This is a genomic window from Methylomonas sp. HW2-6 (assembly GCF_052474525.1).
This window is the reverse complement of the sequence record NZ_CP184124.1, coordinates 4157918-4176980: the sequence shown is the minus strand read 5'-3', so window position 1 is coordinate 4176980 and position 19063 is coordinate 4157918. Positions and strand designations below refer to the sequence as shown.

The 19063-nt window shown below is 57.8% G+C and carries 15 protein-coding genes; 11 read left to right on the top strand and 4 right to left on the bottom strand.

Annotated elements, in window-relative coordinates:
- Window positions 1-8: 8 nt before the first annotated feature.
- Window positions 9-731: a class I SAM-dependent methyltransferase gene (locus ACH518_RS19930; RefSeq protein ID WP_445371363.1), complete on the bottom strand. Its 723-nt coding sequence runs from the start codon at window positions 729-731 to the stop codon at window positions 9-11.
- Window positions 732-1042: 311 nt separating this feature from the next.
- On the opposite strand from ACH518_RS19930, the gene ACH518_RS19925 reads away from it, so the two are divergent.
- The 7 genes from ACH518_RS19925 to ACH518_RS19895 all read left to right on the top strand — a co-directional run bounded on the left by ACH518_RS19925 (window position 1043) and on the right by ACH518_RS19895 (window position 10659).
- Window positions 1043-1786 (top strand): YkgJ family cysteine cluster protein, encoded by a 744-nt coding sequence (locus ACH518_RS19925; RefSeq protein WP_445371362.1) that lies wholly within the window; start codon window positions 1043-1045, stop codon window positions 1784-1786.
- A 169-nt stretch (window positions 1787-1955) separates the two neighbouring features.
- Window positions 1956-2654, top strand: coding sequence for a zinc ribbon domain-containing protein (locus ACH518_RS19920; RefSeq protein WP_445371361.1), 699 nt, complete (start codon window positions 1956-1958; stop codon window positions 2652-2654).
- Window positions 2655-2735: 81 nt separating this feature from the next.
- Window positions 2736-3833: a glycine cleavage system aminomethyltransferase GcvT gene (gene gcvT, locus ACH518_RS19915; protein ID WP_445371360.1), complete on the top strand. Its 1098-nt coding sequence runs from the start codon at window positions 2736-2738 to the stop codon at window positions 3831-3833.
- Between the two features lie 4 nt (window positions 3834-3837).
- Window positions 3838-6756: an aminomethyl-transferring glycine dehydrogenase gene (gene gcvP / locus ACH518_RS19910; RefSeq protein ID WP_445371359.1), complete on the top strand. Its 2919-nt coding sequence runs from the start codon at window positions 3838-3840 to the stop codon at window positions 6754-6756.
- On the top strand, window positions 6740-8137 hold the full coding sequence (locus ACH518_RS19905) for an exonuclease domain-containing protein (protein WP_445371358.1): 1398 nt from the start codon (window positions 6740-6742) through the stop codon (window positions 8135-8137). The genes gcvP and ACH518_RS19905 overlap by 17 nt, the downstream gene beginning before the upstream one ends.
- Before the next feature lie 221 nt (window positions 8138-8358).
- On the top strand, window positions 8359-9234 hold the full coding sequence (locus tag ACH518_RS19900) for an RES domain-containing protein (RefSeq protein ID WP_445371357.1): 876 nt from the start codon (window positions 8359-8361) through the stop codon (window positions 9232-9234).
- A 735-nt stretch (window positions 9235-9969) separates the two neighbouring features.
- Window positions 9970-10659, top strand: a complete 690-nt coding sequence (locus ACH518_RS19895) for a hypothetical protein (protein WP_140912983.1) — start codon at window positions 9970-9972, stop codon at window positions 10657-10659.
- Window positions 10660-11062: 403 nt separating this feature from the next.
- Here ACH518_RS19895 and ACH518_RS19890 read toward each other — a convergent pair whose 3' ends face one another.
- A complete protein-coding gene (locus ACH518_RS19890; protein ID WP_140912984.1) occupies window positions 11063-12508 on the bottom strand; it encodes an alkaline phosphatase PhoX in 1446 nt (481 codons plus the stop codon).
- A gap of 318 nt (window positions 12509-12826) precedes the next feature.
- Window positions 12827-13027, bottom strand: coding sequence for a KTSC domain-containing protein (locus ACH518_RS19885; protein ID WP_140912985.1), 201 nt, complete (start codon window positions 13025-13027; stop codon window positions 12827-12829).
- 167 nt (window positions 13028-13194) lie between these two features.
- Here ACH518_RS19885 and ACH518_RS19880 point away from each other — a divergent pair, with 167 nt between their 5' ends.
- Together ACH518_RS19880 and ACH518_RS19875 are read left to right on the top strand one after the other, a co-directional pair.
- Window positions 13195-13890, top strand: coding sequence for an SDR family oxidoreductase (locus ACH518_RS19880; protein WP_445371356.1), 696 nt, complete (start codon window positions 13195-13197; stop codon window positions 13888-13890).
- A 292-nt stretch (window positions 13891-14182) separates the two neighbouring features.
- A complete protein-coding gene (locus ACH518_RS19875) occupies window positions 14183-16243 on the top strand; it encodes a TonB-dependent receptor plug domain-containing protein (RefSeq protein ID WP_445371355.1) in 2061 nt (686 codons plus the stop codon).
- A 44-nt stretch (window positions 16244-16287) separates the two neighbouring features.
- Here the strand turns inward: ACH518_RS19875 and ACH518_RS19870 are convergent, their stop codons facing one another.
- Window positions 16288-17187 carry a LysR substrate-binding domain-containing protein gene (locus tag ACH518_RS19870; protein WP_445371354.1) on the bottom strand — a complete coding sequence of 300 codons (900 nt, stop codon included), beginning with the start codon at window positions 17185-17187 and terminating at the stop codon, window positions 16288-16290.
- Between the two features lie 102 nt (window positions 17188-17289).
- Here ACH518_RS19870 and ACH518_RS19865 point away from each other — a divergent pair, with 102 nt between their 5' ends.
- Both ACH518_RS19865 and ACH518_RS19860 read left to right on the top strand, forming a co-directional pair.
- On the top strand, window positions 17290-17889 hold the full coding sequence (locus ACH518_RS19865) for an FMN-dependent NADH-azoreductase (protein ID WP_445371353.1): 600 nt from the start codon (window positions 17290-17292) through the stop codon (window positions 17887-17889).
- A 24-nt stretch (window positions 17890-17913) separates the two neighbouring features.
- Entirely contained in the window at window positions 17914-18783 is an 870-nt protein-coding gene (locus tag ACH518_RS19860; protein WP_445371352.1) for a pirin family protein, read from the top strand.
- Window positions 18784-19063: the final 280 nt, after the last annotated feature.

The following is a 19063-nucleotide window of genomic DNA, read 5'->3' as shown; positions in this document are numbered from 1 at the left end:
CCGCCACCTTATTTGACGGCGACTAAATTGACCAAGGTCGGTTCCGGCTGCTGCGGCAGGGAAAAGCCGAACCATTCCAGCGCGCCGATATCCGGCCGGCTCCACCACAAATAGGGTTTGGAGATGGCGCTATCGTCCAGTTTGAAGCCGCTGTCGCGGATCAAGGCGATGTATTCGTCGGCGGTTTTTTGCACCTGCATCGGATGCCGGAACAGCAACCGGATCGGCAGGGAATGGATGAAGCGCTTGCAGGATTCGGCGAACAGCAGCAGGCCGCCCGGTTTCAAGACCCGGTGGAATTCCTGCATCGCGCGCCGGTGATGCACGATGTGGTGAAAGCTTTGGTGGCAGAACAGCAGGTCGAAACTGGCGTCCGGATACGGCAACTGTTCGGCATTGCCCAACGCGACGTCGACCGGGCAGACACATTTGCGTCCGGCGCGAGCCGCGTCCGCCAGCAATGCCGGGTCGATTTCGATGCCGGCGATATGTTTGGGTTGGAACTGCTGCTCCAATAGCGCAAACGAATTGCCGCGGCCGCAGCCGATATCCAGAATCGCCGGCCGGAGCGGGGGAGACGGCAACAACCTGGTCAGATCGTTCAGTGCGATGCGTAGTACCCGCTGCCGCCAGGTGTAGGTATTCAGAAACCAGATGCCGAAAGCGCTTTCCTTGACCCAATACGTGCCCGGCGTCCCCGCCGGAGGTGGAATGAGGTTGGCGCTGGACATCTGCCGGGCTAAGGCCTATTTGGCCTGAACTCTGTAAATGGCGTAGGCGGCGAAACTGACGGTCAGAATGTAAATTACGGCTGAGATCACAGGCATTTCCTCGTGGATGGTTGAGTGCAAACTTTTAACATTAATTTCCCGCAATGGGAAAGGGATTTTTCTGGCAGTGGTGGCTGCCGTTGGTTTGCAAGGCCGCGAGCGCCCGGCGGGCTTGCTTTTCGCATTGAAACAAAACCACTCCGGCCGGCCGAAGGCGCTAAAATTGGCCGGCGGCTGCCCGGCCGCTTAATTCAGCAAACGAGTTTGAAAACATGGCCAAGAATGTATCCGCCCAAGTCAATTTGACGCTCTACGGCCAGCCGGTGGCGTTGCAATTCGCGGTCCCCGCGGAAAAGGTGACGCCGCTCGGCGTGCTGCCGGCATTGCAGCAGATCGATAACCAATTCGTCGATACGGCGGTCGCGGCCTTCGTCGGCACCGACCAGGCCATTTCCTGCCAGGCCGGTTGCGGCGCCTGTTGCCGGCAGGTGGTGCCGCTGGCCGAATTCGAGGCTTACCACATCGCCGCCTTGGTCGAACGCTTGCCGGAGCCCAGGCGCAGCGAGGTCAAACAACGTTTTGCGGACGGTTGTGCGCAGTTGGACCAGATCGGCTGGCTGGAGCGCTTGCAGCAGCAATTGGAGCAGGGCACGACTCACGACGCGGTGCAGAGCCATGCGCTGGAGTATTTCCGCCAGAACATCGCCTGCCCGTTTCTGGAGGCCGAGAGTTGCTCGATTCACCCGGACCGGCCGCTGGCCTGCCGCGAATACCTGGTTACGTCGCCGGCCGAGCATTGCCGGGAGCCGTCTCCGGACACGGTCAAACACATCGAATTGAAGTTTCAGGTCTCGCGGCTGGTGCGCAAGCTCTGGAAAACCAAGCACATCACTCAGCCGGATTCGGTGCCGATGATCTACGCCCTGCAATGGGTCAAGACTCACCCCAACCAGTTTCCGAAAAAACGCGGAGCGGAGTGGATGCAGGAGTTTTTCGAGTATCTCGCCAAGCCTTGATTTTCAGTTTCGAAAGTCAGGCGCTGCCGCCAATCCCGCCGGCGCCTGTTCTATGCTACGCTAGCCAAGAGCTTGAGTTCGGACGTTATCCGGTTGCCGGATACGGCGCTCCGCCCAGCCGATCGAAGATTTCGTGCATCAGATTGAATATCCCGTCGAAGGAGGCAACATGTCCGCAAACAGTGCCGCTCTGCGCGCCGCCCAACTGCTGGTAACGCTGTTGACGATACTGGCCATCGGCAAGGCAGTATCGCTGGTACCGATGATGGACCAGCTGGAATTGTTCTGGCATTTCAAGGCCGGGCAGATTGTCTGGTTCGCAGCGAAACTGGCGGCTTTGGTGCTGTTTTACTTTTGCGCCAGTCTGGCGCTGCAAACGGTGCCGGACCGCGGCGGCGTGCTGGTGTTTGCCAAGGACATTGCCGAACCGCTATGCGCGTTGGCGATACTGGTTGCCGCGCAAAGCCTGTTTTGGGAGGTGCTGGCGCCCTTCGTCAATGCCACCGGCAAAACGATTTATTACGGTAGCGTATTGACGTTAATCGTCGGCGTCAGCGTCTGGCTGGTATTGCGCGCCTACCGCCAAGCCGACCGACTGGTTCTGGCACTGAGCGATTGGGCCAGGGTTAGGCCGTGGCTGGCCGCCGCCGACAAGCGCCGTTGCCGGCAATGCCGCGCGGCGGTGTCGTCTACGGCCAAGTATTGCGGGGAGTGCGGCAGCTCATTGCAGCCAAGCGTCCACTGCTATGCTTGCGGTGCCTTGGTTGGTGAGGAGCAGCGCTATTGTCCCGATTGCGGTGCCGATTTACAGCACAGCGCCGCCCCGGCACAGCCGCCCGCAGCGGCAAACGGCGAATCCGCACCGTAGGCCAGCTAGACCGGCGGACCGCGGTGTTTCCCGATACGCTGGTAGACTGACGCTCTCGCAACCCGCAACAGCCGGCCCGCCATGTCAGACTTGAAACCAACCCCGCTTGCCGCCCTCCATCAGCAACTGGGCGCCAAAATGACCGCCTTTGCCGGCTACCAAATGCCGGTGCAATACCCGCGCGGCATCATCCACGAACACCTGCATTGCCGTAGCCGCGTCGGCTTTTTCGATATTTCGCACATGGGCCAATGCCTGGCGCTTGGCGATGGGGCGGCTGAGGCCATCGAAAAGCTGACGCCGGGCGGCATCGTCGATTTGCCGGTTAACAGCCAAAAATATACGGTACTGACCAACGACCACGGCGGCGTGATCGACGACATTATCGTTACCCGGCTGGCGGACGGCGTCGGCCTGATCGTCAATGCCGGTTGCAAGGACAAGGATTTTGCCTATCTGCGGGAAAAATTAGCCGGCACAGCTACATTTCGGGAATTGGCCGACCAGGCCTTGCTGGCATTGCAAGGCCCGGAAGCGGCTGCGGTAATCGCAAAATTTTCGCCTGATGCCGCGGCGCTGCAGTTCATGCAAGTCTGCGACACCCGCATCGCCGGTGTAGCTTGCAGCGTCAGCCGCAGCGGCTACACCGGCGAGGACGGCTTTGAAATCTCGTTGCCGGCTGCGGAGGCCGAACGAGTCGCCGAAGTGTTGCTGGCCGAGGACGGCGTCGAGCCGATTGGTTTGGGCGCGCGCGATACCTTGCGCCTTGAAGCCGGGCTTTGCCTGTACGGCCACGAATTGAACGAAACCATCACGCCCATAGAAGCTGGCCTGAGCTGGATTTTCAAGAAAGGCCACACCGACTTTCCCGGTGCCGAAACCATTCTGGCGCAGCGGCAAAACACGGTCGGCCGGCGCCGAGTCGGTGTGTTGATTGACGGGAAGATCCCGGTTCGGGAAGGCGCTGTCTTGCTGGATAGCGAAAGTCGAGAAGTAGGCATCGTTACCAGCGGCAGTTTTTCGCCGAGTTTGAACCGGCCGATTGCGATGGCCTTGGTCGATCAACGCGTCGCCACAACCGGCATCCGCCTCAAAGCCTTGGTGCGGAACTCGGCCGTGGAATTGACAGTCTGCCGGCTACCTTTCGTGCCGCATCGGTACCACAAACCTGGGAGATAAACCCATGAGCCATCGTCTCCGCCTCGATCAACTGGAAATGCGCGGTAACTTCATTCAACGTCATATCGGCCCTACTGCCGAGCAAACTCGGGCCATGCTGGCCGAATTGGGCCTGGACGATCTGGAGCAGATCGTCGATCGGGTGCTGCCGCCCGACATTCTGAACCACGAGCCGTTGAAACTGACCGGTTCGATCAGCGAGCGGGCGGTGATCAAGTACCTGCGCGCCATGCGCGAACGCAACAAAGTCATGGTTTCGATGATCGGCATGGGTTATTCGGACACGATCATGCCGGCGGTGATCAAGCGCAACGTGCTGGAAAATCCCGGTTGGTATACCGCTTACACGCCGTATCAGGCCGAAGTCGGGCAGGGCCGACTGGAAGCGCTGTTGAACTTCCAGCAGATGATTATCGATTTGACCGGCATGGAAATCGCCAACGCCTCGTTGCTCGACGAAGCTACGGCCGCCGCCGAGGCGATGACGATGGCGCGCCGTCTCGCGAAAAGCCAAGCCAACACCGTAGTGATCGACCAAAACTGTCATCCGCAAACCATCGCCGTGGTCAAAACCCGGGCCGGCTCGCTCGGTTACGAGGTGGTGGTCACCGACCCACTTAATGGGCTGGAGCAGCACGAGTTTTTCGCGTTGATCCTGCAATACCCCAACAGCGGCGGCGAAATCCACGATTTGACCGAAATTACCGCGTTGGCCCACGCCAAAGCGGCGCTGGTCACTGTCGCCGCCGACTTGCTGGCTTTGGTGCTGTTGACGCCGCCGGCCCGGTTCGGCGCCGACATCGTGGTCGGCAGTGCTCAGCGCTTCGGTGTGCCGATGGGTTACGGCGGCCCGCACGCGGCGTTCTTTGCCACCCGCGACGATTTCAAACGCTCGATGCCGGGCCGCTTGATCGGCGTCTCCAAGGACAGCCACGGTCAGGTCGCATTGCGGATGGCTTTGCAGACCCGCGAGCAGCACATCCGCCGCGACAAGGCCACCAGCAATATCTGCACCTCGCAAGTGTTGCTGGCGGTAATCGCCAGTTTTTACGCGGTCTACCACGGCGCCGACGGCTTGCGCCTGATCGCCGGCCGGGTGCATCGTTACGCCCAGATTCTGGCGGCCGGCCTGGCCGGTAGCGGTTACCAGGTGTTGAGCCAGTGTTATTTCGACACGATCGGAATTCGTGTGCCCAACCGGGCGCGGCGCTTTGCCGCTCAGGCTGAAGCGGCGGGCATCAATCTGCGCGTGATCGATCCGGATACCTTGGGCATTGCCTTGGACGAAGCCACCACCCGCGACCATATCCGCGCCCTCTGGCAGATCTTCGCCTCGCCGATCAGCGAATTGCCCGACATCGCCGCGCTGGATGCCGGCCTGGCAGAATGCATTCCCGCCCCGTTGCTGCGCGACGATGCCATCCTCAGCCATCCGGTGTTCAGTCAGTACCACTCGGAAACCGAGATGATGCGCTACATGCGCCGGCTGGCACGGCGCGACATTGCCCTGGATCGGGCGATGATTCCGCTCGGTTCCTGCACGATGAAACTGAACGCTGCCACCGAAATGCAGGCCATCTCGTTTTACGAATTCGCGGCGATGCATCCGTTCGCGCCGCTGCACCAAACCCAGGGCTATCAGCAATTGTTCGCGGAACTGGAAGACATGCTCTGCGACCTGACCGGCTTCGATGCCTTCTCGTTGCAACCCAATGCCGGCTCGCAAGGCGAATACACCGGCTTGCTGGTAATCCGCAAATACCACCAGGTCAACGGTCAAGGCCAGCGCAATATCTGCCTGATTCCGGCTTCGGCGCACGGCACCAATCCGGCCAGCGCCACCCTGGCCGGGCTGCAGGTCGTGGTCGTGGCCTGCGATGACCGCGGCAACGTCGATGTCGCCGATCTGCGCGCCAAGGCCGCGCAATACCAGGACACGCTGGCGGCGTTGATGATTACCTATCCGTCCACCCACGGTGTGTACGAACAAGCGTTTCGGGAGATTTGCGACATCGTCCATCAACACGGCGGTCAGGTGTATATGGATGGCGCCAACTTCAATGCGCTGGTCGGTTTGTGCCGGCCGGGCAAGATCGGCGCCGACGTGGCGCATTTGAATCTGCATAAAACCTTTGCGATTCCGCACGGCGGCGGCGGGCCGGGGGTAGGGCCGATCGGCGTCGGCGCGCATCTGGCGCCGTATCTGCCCGATCATCCGGTGGTGGAGGGCGTCAATCCGGCCAAGGGCGAGCACGGTACGGTCGGCACGGTGTCGGCGGCGCCGTGGGGTTCGGCCAGCATTTTGACCATTTCCTGGGCCTATATCGCGATGATGGGCGCCACCGGCCTGCGCCGCGCGACCTTGACCGCGATCATGAACGCCAATTACATCGCCCGCCGCCTGGCGCCGCATTATCCGATTCTGTACACCGACGCCAACGGCTGGGTCGCACACGAATGTATCATCGACTGCCACGCCTTTAAAAAAACCGCCAACGTCACCGTCGAGGACATCGCCAAACGGCTGATCGATTACGGTTTTCATGCCCCGACCGTGTCGTTTCCGGTGCCGGATACCTTGATGATCGAACCGACCGAGAGCGAGAACAAAACCGAGATCGACCGTTTCTGCGCGGCGATGATCGCCATCCGCGAAGAAATCCGCGAGATCGAAACCGGTAGCGCCGACCCGGAAAATAACGTGTTGCACAACGCGCCGCATACCCATCGCTTGTTGCTGGAGGACTGGAAGCTGCCGTATTCCCGGCAAAAAGCCTTCTTCCCGGACAGCCACCAGCATGACGACAAATATTGGCCGCCGGTCGGGCGCATCGACAGCGTCTACGGCGACCGCCACGTATTTTGCAGTTGCCCGCTGGATTGGGCGCAAGCCGCGACGGAGTGCGATGCCGAAACTCGTTAACCAGCCGCTGGCCTTCGTCGACCTGGAAACCACCGGCGCCACCGCCACCAAGGACCGCATCACCGAAATCGGTATTGTCCTGGTCGATGCCGATGGGGTGCGGGAATGGAATCAATTGGTCAATCCGCAAACCCGGATTCCGTTGTTCATCGAACAAATGACCGGCATCAGCAATGAGATGGTCGCCGAGATGCCCAGCTTTGCGCAAGTAGCCGGCGAAGTGGCCGAATTGCTGGAAGGCCGGCTGTTCATTGCCCACAACGCCCGTTTCGATTACGGTTTTTTGAAGAACGAATTCAGCCGGGTGGGTATGACCTTCCGTCCGCAAGTCCTGTGCACCGTCAAATTGTCGCGGGCTTTGTATCCGCACTTCCACCGCCATAATCTGGACAGCCTGATCGAACGCCACGGCTTGCAGGCCAAAGACCGGCACCGGGCGTTGGCCGATGCGCAATTGATTCATCAATTCTGGACTCAAACTTGCGAGCAATTTTCTGCAGAGACCGTCGATGCGGCTGTGCAGCGTCTGGTCGGCCGCTCCAGCCTGCCATCCAATATCGACCCGTTATTGATCCACGATTTGCCGGAAGCCCCCGGTGTCTACCTGTTTTACGGCGAGAACGACCTGCCGCTTTACATTGGCAAAAGCGTCAACATCCGCAATCGGGTGCTGGCGCATTTCGGCGCCGACCACAAGAACAGCAAGGAGATGAGCCTGGCCCAGCAATTACGCCGCATCGACTGGATCGAAACCGCCGGCGAGTTGGGCGCGCTGTTGCTGGAAGCCCGCTTGATAAAGGAAAAAACCCCGGTGCACAACCAGCGCCTGCGTCGCAAAAACGCCTTGTGCGCCTGGCAGTTACAACAACAGGGCGATCAACTCAAGCCGGTGTTGAGCTGGGCCGGCGAGCTGGATTTCGGCGCCCAGGACAATCTCTACGGCCTGTACCACAGCCAACGCGACGCCCAAAAAGCCTTGCGCGGCGTCGCCGAACAGCACGGCCTGTGTCTGAGCGTATTGGGCCTGGAGAAAACCGCCGCCGGCCGGCCGTGCTTCGGTTACCAGATCAAAAAATGCCGCGGCGCCTGCGTCGGCAGCGAAGCGCCGCTGGCCCACGCGGCGCGGGTGCTGATCGCCATGCAAAAACTCAAACTTGCGGTCTGGCCGTATCCGGGCGCGATTGGCGTGCGCGAAGGCGAGGAACTGCACGTGATCGACCGCTGGTGTTACTTGGGCACCGCCAAAAATGACGCGGAAATCGCGGAGTTGCTGCAGGCCGGCGTTCCGGCGTTTGATCGGGATACTTATATGCTGCTGAGCAAGTCGTTGAAAAAGGCTGAGGTTGTGGTGTTGCCCCACGCTTGCATTTTGGCTAGTTGATACACACTCGTCCGGTTACGCTTCATAGTCAGACCTTCTGGTTTATACGGCCCTGGTTACCAATATCCAGGTTGGAAACCTAAGTCTTGGAAGCTCAGGATTCCAATCTACGTGCAGAATTAGAGTTTCTGCGGTTAAATTCCCAATCCGGAATTTGGGAGCCAGAACCGATCGGACCTTGGTGACTTTTCACTTCAGCAAATAGAGAACCAAAATATATTATGGAATCTATGCTTCAAACAATTACGCGAAAATTTCCTCCCATTCCAATCGCTGAACTTTTAGAGGGTATTAATAGCTTCGACTGTTTGGAATTATCTCAGCAGCGTGAATTCATTTCTCTACTAGTCAGCAAACATCCAATTCTTACAGTTCAGTGGGGACCGGGTTGGCGATATAGGCGAGCGAGAAAAATTGGAGAAAATGAATATCCGAAAAATGTTCAAGACCTGCTATGGAGACCAAACCTTCTGCCGTTGGCAGGAAGAGCAAATCCAGAAGGATTTTCTGTTTTGTATTTAGGAGACAGACCAGAAACAGCACTGAATGAAATTCGCGTCGAGCATTCGACAGTACTGATGTCAGAGTTGGAGATTCGTCCTGAGAAACAAATAACTGTATGCCCAATCGGGGAGTTTATGCAGATTCAGCGGACAGGGCGGGGGTTTCTTTGTGGTGAGGCTTCTAAATCAATATCATCCATGATAAACGCGTGTTCTCATGAAGAAGCTAAGTCTCTTTTAATCACAGACGCATTTTTGTATGAATGTCTGGTTAGCGATGACGAGGAATATAAAAAGTCATCATGGGTTGCAAAATCTATTTTTGAAAAGAACTTGGATTGTTCAGCAATTGCTTATTCGAGTGTGCGCCTACGTGGCGCCCTAAATTTTGCAGTCAGAACCGAAAACTTTTGGGATGCTTGGGGAATAAGCTCTGCTAGGCGTATGCAGGCAAAACATTTAACACTTGGATATTACGAATTATCGAATATCTGTCATGTGACCGGTATATGGGCAAGTGGCAAATTGGAATGGGATTCTAAGATCGAGAATACGAATTCTGTAGTTTTGTTGGCTCCTCTCTGGACGCCGTAACTCGTAAGGCGGAACGCACCAGTGGTCCCAATAATATTGTTCTCTCGTTCCATCCCATTGCCCTACGAACTGTAAAACCCCGGTTTTTTCGTTCCAACCATCAAAATCCGGCCCTATTTTTCTGGATCAGCCGAAATCCGTGGTGGGTGTTCTCTCGTTCCCAATCGCTGCGTGGGAATGTGGGACTGGCCGCGTTGCGGCGTGCGTGACCGCAGCGCGGAACCTTTGGATTCCCACGCGGCGCGTGGGAACCAGACGGTCATGCCCTGCGGTTACGCTCCGGCCCGCATCGTCTACACCAGTGCCGTCACGCCCGCAGGACGCGGGCATCCAGCGCCATGGACGGTAGCCCCAAGCTGTTCTTGTAGCCTGGGTTTCCACAGCGGACCGTGGGAATCGCAAAGGCGCATTTGCCAAAATCCCCTCCACCTTTCTATGCGACTAAACCGCCGGGCGACTGGGCTGGTTCGTTAAGTCCGGGTTAAGCGCGTTCATCGACATTGGCTACGCGAACGACTACACGCCTGCTTCAGACCGCCCTCATGCCTCGCGAAACGCCGGTTTTCGGCAAGTTGGCAGTCCGGTAGCGAAGGATTGTGGCCGTTACGCAGTGAGCCTGCTGACGGCAGCAGCAACGATTCCGCAATCCCAGTGCTTGCCGCATTGGCTTGGTGTACCGAGCCAATGGCGAGAACAACCTGACCTTTAACTAAACCGCGAAACGGAGATTTGATCATGCAGCCTAGAATCCTTCACTATGCCGCTCTGGTATGCAGTATCTGCTTGACGGCTTGCAGCGCTAAAGGCTATCGAGGCCCCGAGTTACCCGACAATCAAGTCGCCACGATCGAGCTCAAAGCGCCTGCGCTGTCCAAGGTACCTCTATTCTGGGTGTTTCCGTTGAACATGCTGCTCTGGTTTTCCGAACACTGGAACGAAACCTCTTGGGGGCCCAATATTTTTGTTGGCCGTATTGAATTGGATGATCCCGACACAGGAACTTGGGATGTAAATGCATCGAATAAAGTCAAGCTGGACCGATTCAGTAAAGTCTATGTATTACCCGGCCTTCGTAGCGTAAGAACGATGGAGAGCGCCATCGTTGAAAAAAAAGTAGCCGGCGATACCACTTCCCAAACCGGTTCCTGCGAATGTAAGGAACAGGAATTCAATAACCAAAAGCAAAAGGTCTGCGAAAAAAAGACAACCAGTTCCACGCCTTATGTCATTACCGCGCGAGACACAACCTGCACTTTGGTATTCCATGCTGTCGCCGGACAGACTTATCAGGCTTTCAACCGGAACGGACGGCTAAAGTTGCAACATCAGGATGGCAAAATCGATCATGACGTAGTGTGCGAAAGCCAGGACCGAATTAGTCGTGTAAACGAGCCCGGCATCAGCAGTAGCCCGTGTTCTCCTTGAAAAATCAAGTAGTCGGAAACGATAGGGTTCGCGTAATTGCAATCGGCCATTTTGGCAACGGTTCCGTTTTGCGGGTTCCCATGTTTTGGCGTAACAAGTCGTAGCCGTTTTCATTACGGGGTGGGTTCCCGCGGAGGACCGCTCGCCGTTATACACATCTTTGTTTGATAACCGTCATTCCGGCAGGGATTGCCGGAATCCAGGCTGCAAGGATCGCTTGAAGTTGCCGTCCATGGCACTGGATGCCCGCGTCCTGCGGGCATGACGGCACTTGCTGTATAGCGATGAGCGGAGAGCCGTGGGAACCGGAAGAAATGCCTGCCGGATATTAATCGCGGCAGGCACTCGGGATTCGCCTGCGGGAGTGGGAAACCGCCGGGCGGGGTATGCCTCCTGCCGCGAATTAAGCTTTACGGCGGCGCAAGCCGATCATGCCGGCGATTGCCGAACCGAACAACCATACCGCGCCCGGAACCGGCACCGCAGCCGGTGCCGCAGTTAGCATGATGGTCCGGTCGATACCGTCGGCCGGATGTTGCACGTTGATGTAGGCTTTGTTCGGGTTGAATTTATCGAAATACAAACCGGTGCTTTCGGCGCCGGCCGTAGTCAAGCTGATCCATTTACCGATCGACTCGGCGACACCGTCGCGGTTTTCGTCTTTAGCGAACCAAACGTCTTCGACACCGCCGTCTTGATCTTCGATGATGTAGATGTTGCCTTCGGCGTCGATCGCCAAGTTGTCGGCATTTTTAAATTCGCCGCCAGCCGCCAAGCCTGTCGCCATATCGATCGTGTTGCTGTCGGCAAACAGTTTGACTTCACTGGTACCCAAATCGATCGAATAGACACGGCTACGGCCATTAGCGGTGTTACCGTCGTTATCGGAGTCGGTGGTAGTGAAATACAAGAATTGGTTACCGTTGTCCAGATTCTGGATTTCCATGTCTTCCGGACGGTTGAAGCCGGTGCCTTTCACGGCGGCGTTATCTGCGCTGACTCGGCCATCGATTGTGCCATCGGCCAACTGGCTAGAAATCCCGGCCAATACGCCGCCGTTAACATCGGTGATCGCTTCCCAAGTCGAGGCGCCGGTGATCGCCGGCGCGTTGTTGCCTTCGAATTGGCCGCCGGCGCCAACTTTCAAAGCGAAGGTTTGACCAGCGGCAAAAAAGTCGTTGCCATTGGTGGCCAACGGATTGGCCGAAACATATTTGTAGACGGAACCACCGTTCAACTCATCAACGAAATACAGGTTGTTGCTCTTGTCGAACGCCAATCCCTCGTGAGAAACGCGGGGCAGAATCGAACGTTGGATGAAGGTACCGCCGTTCGCGGCAGCGGTGGTGGGATTGGTTACCTCGAACAAACGGCCTTTAGAGCTGCCAGCGCCCCAGGATTCTTCCGCAGTCAGATAACCGCCCCATGGTGTCCACAACGATGCATCGCCGGATACGAAACCTTGGGTGCCCGGAGCGACGATGGTAGTGGTCCGGGTGTTGTAGTTGTTGTCCCTCAAATCGATACGTTGCACACCGCCGGTGCCGGTTTCGAATGGCATGAACAAATAGCGGCCGGCGTTAGGGCCGGTTTCGTTGGCGGCGATCATGTCCCAACTGCCTGAGTTGGAACCTGGAACCAAGGTATTTTGGGTTTTACGGTCAGCGATGGTTTGTTGGCTAAAGTTAGGCGAAGACAATTTGTACGGGGTGGCGGAGCCAGGATTCAGCGGCGTGGTGTTGCCGGTCATCGGCGTGAAATTGTCAAACTCGGTGGCAGCCGCGTGAGCGGTAGGTGCGATCAGGGTCGCTACAGCGGCCGAGATCAGAGTCAGTCTAAAAGCGTTCATGATTGGTATATCCTTGGGGTTACTGAATTATGTTGTGTTTGGCTAAGAACTACGTCGCAGAACTAGCAACACAAATGTTAACCAGTCCAAAAGAAAACCAAGTTTCAGTTCTGTTAAGGTTTGGTGACATGTAATACGCGGCTGAAGCACTGAGCGTTGCCAGATCGGCGGCACGGCGTCGGCCGAGCGTGTTTGGCTGGAATCTCAATCCGCTGCATCGAAAAATTGGCCGGGGCCGCGAACCGGCATAGCGGCGCCGAGTTCTGGAGGAAGCCCCCAAAGGTTGCAGAGCTGTCGACGCCGCGTTTTACCTTGGATTCAGCAGGGAAACAGGTTTTGCAGGTGGCGTTTGTAAAACCGGTTTTTCGAACGCGCTTTCAGAAAGTCGCTGAACAGTTGTTCCGGAACGTGGCAGAATTCCTGGGCTGGACGGTCTTTGAAGGCAACCCGCATTTTGTGGGTATCTTTGTCGTAACCGACCACCTCTATCGTGCTGGATTTGACGGCTTGCATTTGCATAATGGCCTCCGCTGGATTCAGGGTTTCGATGTGGCGGTCAGGCATGCGGAAAAGCGAATAGTTCCGGGCATATTCCGATTTTGCCGCCAGGTATTTCAATTATTTGCGCCAGCGACGATCCGGCCGCTGGCGCCCTTTGTTTCAATCGACTTTTTGGAGCTTACACGATGCAAACTGTACTGATCACCGGCGCCAACCGCGGCTTGGGTCTGGAATTTTGCCGGCAATATGCGGCAGCCGGCTGCGAGGTGATTGCGGCTTGCCGCCGGCCGGAACAGGCGGCGCAACTGCGGGCCTTGGCCGGCCAATATTCGAATATCGAAATATCAGCGCTCGACGTTGCCGACCTGGTTCAAATCGAAGCCTTGGCAGCCAGTCTGGCCGGGCGCAAAATCGACGTGTTGATCAATAACGCGGGGGTCTACGGCGACCAATCCGGACGCGGTTTCGGCAAGCTGGATTACCAAACCTGGGCGTCGACCTTGGCGATCAACGTGATGGCGCCGGTGAAGCTGGCCGAGTGTTTTCTGCAGCATTTGCAGCGTAGCGAAAAACCGTTGATCGCCTCGTTGAGCAGTCTGATGGGCAGCATGGCCGATAACACCAGCGGTGGCAGCATTTTGTACCGTTCCAGCAAGGCCGGTTTGAATGCGGCGATGAAAAGCCTGGCGATCGATTTGCGTTCCAGCGGTGTCGGCGTGTTGATTTTGCATCCGGGCTGGGTCAGGACCGATATGGGCGGGCCGAACGGCTTGATCGATGTCGAGGAAAGCGTCAGCGGCATGCGCCGGCTGATTGCCGGATTCGAATTGGCCGATAGCGGTCGCTTCGTCAAATACGACGGTTCTGCGCTGCCTTGGTAGGCTCGCTGGTTATCCGATCCCCGCATTAAATTGGTCGCTGGTGTTAGGTTTGGGTCGCGCGTGTCTCTGGCTCAAGCAATAACTGCAAACGATATTCGAGGTCGGGGTTGATTGCCGGCACGGCCACCGGAAAATTCGCTACCGACGCATCGGATGTTGCAAAAACGGCTATGCTTCAAGTTTGAAGGGCTTCCCATTTTTACGGCCGAAACTGAGGTTGTGTCGACCAGCGGCGGCCGAATTTGGAATAGCCGGAATTGGTTTGTTGACATAGCGACTGCATTAATCTCAGATGATTCACAAAGCCTATTTGGCCGTTGTTTTTGCCGGTTTCAGCGTGTTGGTCCCAGTCTGCGCCGACGCAACGGATGCCGAACGGCAGCCCGTGACCGAGATGGATACGGCCGATCTGTTGAACATGCAGGTCATTTCCACCCGCAAGAAATCGCAGGTGACCTCGGTTTCGAAAAAGGCCGGTTATGTCTCGAACGCACCGTCGGCGGTGTATGTGATCAGTAACGAGGACATCAAACGCGCCGGCGTTACCAGTGTGCCGGAAGCTCTGCGCCTGGCGCCCGGCGTCGACGTGGCGCGGGTCAATTCCAGTAAGTGGGCCGTCAGCATCCGCGGCTTTAACGGCATCTTTGCCAATAAGCTGCTGGTCATGATCGACGGCCGTAGCGTCTACAACCCCGGCTTTTCCGGCGTATATTGGGACGCTCAGGACGTGATGCTGGAAGATGTCGAACGCATCGAAGTGATCCGCGGGCCGGCGGCGACGTTGTGGGGCGCGAATGCGGTCAACGGCGTGATCAATATCATTTCCAAGCGGGCCGAGGATACCGGCGGCGGTTTAGTTACCGGCGGCGGCGGTACGCTGGAGACCGGTTTCGGCGCCTTGCGTTACGGCAAGCAATTGGGCGACGACAGCTTCGGCCGGGTTTACGTCAAAGGCTTCCAGCGCGACGGCCTGGAGCAGGTTGAGGGCTTTGCGCCCAGTGCCGACCGCTGGGATAAGCAGCAGGGCGGATTTAGAATCGATTCTCACCTGTCCGACCGCGACGAATGGACCTTGCAAGGCGACCTTTACCGCAGCGGCTTGAGCCAAAACGCGCTATTGCCGGTGCTGAGTTCGCCGTTTCAGCAGGGACTGATCGAGAATTTTTCGACCTCGGGTGCGAATATTCTGTCGCGTTTGCGGCATACCTTTTCCACTACCGCCGAATACAGCCTGCAGTTCTATTACGACCATTCCGAACGTGGCAACCACACGTTTGCCAAACAGTCGCTGGATACACTGGATCTGGATTTTCAAAACAGTTTCGCGATAGGCGAACGGCAGCGCGCGATCTGGGGTGTCGGTTACCGGGCAAATTTGGATGAATTTTCGGATAGCCTGCTGATTCAGCCTACGCGTTTGAAACGCGACACCCATTTGTTCACCGCATTCGTGCAGGACGAGATCATGCTGGTGGACGACAAACTGTGGCTTACGCTCGGTTCCAAGTTCGAACACAATCCTTATTCCGGGTTCGAAGGCCAGCCGACGGCGCGGTTGATGTGGGCGCCGACTTTGGAACAACGGGTCTGGGCGGCATTTTCCCGCGCGGTGCGGACGCCGTCCCGCGCCGATCATGATATTCGTTTTCTCAACGGCGTGCTTCCCACGGAGGTTCCGGGATTGGGTACGTTGCCGACAGAAGTGGTGCTGAACGGCAACCGGAGTTTTCGGGCCGAAGACGTGCTGTCCTACGAATTGGGCTACCGCTTCGCCTGGGCCAGCCAGGCTTCGCTGGACCTGACCGCGTTTTACAACGACTACGATAACCTGACCGCTTACCAGGCGGGAACGCCGTCATTGTTGGCTACGCCGGTATTGCACCTCGTGCAACCGGTTAGCGTCAGCAATCTGGGCCAGGCCGATACCTACGGTTTCGAAGCGGCAGCCGTCTGGCAAATGGCGGACTGGTGGCGCTGGGATGCCAATTACAGCCTGCTGAAAACCGAGTTCGGCACTTTCGTCGGCTTGGCGCAACAGACCAGCCCGCAGCATAACCTGTCGCTGCGCGCCGCCATCAACCCGACCGATCGGATTTCGCTGGATTTCTGGTTGCGTTACACCGGGCCGCGTAGCGTGGTCGGCAACGGAGCCGGCAATCAGTTGCGGCAACTCAATGGCCGCGCCAGCTTCGATACCCGCCTGGCCTGGAAAGTCCTGCCCAGTCTGGAGCTGTCCGTGGTCGGCCAAAACTTGCTGGATGACGGGCGGCTGGAATACATCGACGAGTCCGGCATCATCCAACCGGGCGGGGTTTCCCGCGGTGTCTACGGTAAGCTGGCGCTCGAATTTTAGCCGGTTGCGTCGCACTCAAGGCAGGAGGCGCCGTCGGTGCGGTTCTATGCCGGCTGTTGCTGGCTTGCGATCAAAAAATCGATAAACGCACGGGTTTTGCCGGGCATCAGCTTTCGGCCGGGAAACACCAGCCAGGCCGTGGTTTGCGGCAAGCACCACCCCGGTAGCACCCGCTGTAATTCCCCACTTTTTAAATAGGCTGCCGCGTAGGAAACCGGAGCGGCAACGATACCGCGGCCGCGGCAGGCCAGCTTGACCAGCAATTCCGGCGAATTCGCCAAAATCCGGGCCGGCGGCAAGCCCTGCCAGCTTAGATTGCCGCAGTCGAGCTGCCACAGCGGTTGCTCGCGGTAGCGGCCGGGTAAGGTCAAGGCATGGTAGCGGTTCAAGTCTTCCGGCTGTTGCGGTTGCCCGTGCCGTTCCAAATACTCCGGCGACGCATACAAGCCCCAATCTTGTTGGCTCAAACGTTTGGCAGTCAAGCTGGCGTCGTCCGGCAGTTCACCCATCCGAATCGCCAGATCGAAATTTTCGCCGACCAGATCGACACGGCGGGCGGATAAATCGATTTCCAAGGCAATTGCCGGGTAGCGCTCGTTAAAGTCGGCCAACACCGGCACCAGGAATAAAGTGGCAAAGTCGTTCGGCAGCGAAATGCGTAAGCGGCCGCTCGGTTCGGTTTGCCGGTGTTCCGCCCAGGCCAGCGCGGCGTCGATTTCCTCGCCGATCTGGCGGCCGTGCTGCAGCAGGCGCAAACCGAACTCGGTCAGATGTAACTGGCGGGTGGTACGCTGCAACAGCCGCTCACCCAGTTGTTTTTCCAGATGGCTGATACGCCGCGACAGGGTCGATTTCGGCAAGCCCAGCAATTCGCCGGCCTTGGAAAAACTGCCGGCATCGGCAATTTTGGCGAACAGCCACAGATCGTTGGCTTCGATGTTCATTAATTGTTCCTCCTGTGGAACAATGTTATCCATTTTTCGGTCTTCTGCCCATTATCGCCGCAGCGTATAGTCATCCCGACTTCAACATTTTGGGAGACCGACATGAACATCCTGCAAATCAATTCCAGCATTCAAGCCGAAAATGCCTATTCCAGCCGGTTGGCCGACAGTTTGTCCGCCAAATTGCGCCGGCAATTTCCGCAGGCGCAATTGGTGGTACGCGATTTGGCAAAAACGCCGCATCCCTGGCTGGACAAGGCCGCGTTGATTGCTTTCAACACCCCGGCCGAGCAGCGTACCTTCCAGCAGGCGCAGCGGGTGGCCTTGGACGATACCTTGATCGAAGAGATTCAAAGAGCCGATCGGATCGTGATTGCCGCACCGATGTACAACTTCGGCATACCGGTGCAATTGAAAGCCTGGATCGATGCGATAGCCAAGGCCAGAGTCACGTTTCGCTACACCGAACAAGGCGTGGAGGGTTTGTTAAAGGGTAAAAAGGTGTACGTGATCCAAACCGCCGGCGGTATCCATCGCGGTACTGCAGCCGACAGCCAAAGCGCATACTTGCGTACGGTATTGGGATTTTTGGGCATGACCGACATCGAGTTCGTTTACGCCGAAGGCTTGGCGCTGGGCGAGGATGCGGAACAAAGTGCGCTCAAGTCGGCTGAAGATCGAATCGTGGCTTTGGCCGCTTAAATTTCCAGCGAGAGGGGATTAGTCATGACTACACAAATCGAACAAAGCCAGACCGTGTTGCAGTCGCGGCATATCGAACGGCTGGTGGAGGGCAGGGCGACCTCCGACGGCGCCGGCGTCAGATTGACCCGGCTGTTGGGTCAGGATCTGCAGCGACGCTTGGACCCGTTTTTGATGCTGGACGCGTTTGCCAGCGAGTCGGCCGACGATTACATTGCCGGTTTCCCGGACCATCCGCACCGCGGCTTCGAGACCTTGACCTACTTGGTGGCCGGGCGGATGCGCCATAGAGATAACGCCGGCCACGAAGGCTTGCTGGAAACCGGCGGCATGCAATGGATGACGGCCGGCCGCGGCATCGTCCACTCGGAAATGCCGGAACAGAAAGATGGATTGTTGGCCGGGTTTCAATTGTGGATCAATCTGCCGGCCGCCGCCAAGATGATTCCGGCCGGCTACCGGGACGTGCAGAGCCCGGAGATTCCGCAATTCGCCGTGGCTGGCGTGCAGGTGCGGGTGCTGGCCGGCGGCAGCCACGGCGTCATCGGCGCAATTCAACGGCCGACCACCGAACCTTTGGTGCTGGATCTGGCCCTGTCGGCCGGAACCCGATTCGAGCAGCCGTTGCCGGCCGGACATAACGCGTTTTTCTACGTTTATGCCGGCGAAATCGAGGTGGCCGGACGAAATGCCGGTATGCGGCGGATGGCGGTGTTAAGCAATTCCGATAAGGCCGACGGCGTGGTGCTTCGCGCGCGGCAGGACAGCCGAGTGTTGCTGGTCGCCGGTGCGCCGCTGGGCGAGCCCATCGTTCAGCACGGGCCGTTTGTGATGAACAGCCGGGAGCAGATCGAACAAGCGGTATCCGACTATCAAAACGGCCGGTTTGCCTAGCGCGATACCGATCGGGGGATGGAATCGAGTCTGCCTGCATTTCCGTGGGCAGGCGGTTGGTCAACGCCCGTCCGGGGTGAGAACCGAGAAACGGGCGGCGCCACGCATTTCCGGTCGTGCCGGTTGAGCGGAATCGGTCCAACGCCGGTGGCCGGAAACCGTTCCGGGTTTCGGCTTCCCCTGCTTTTCGCCAGAAGGAGGTTATTAATACTTCGTGGTACCGCATCAATCGGTGTACAGTACCCGCCATGACTGGCCTTTTGACTTAATCGTCGTGCGG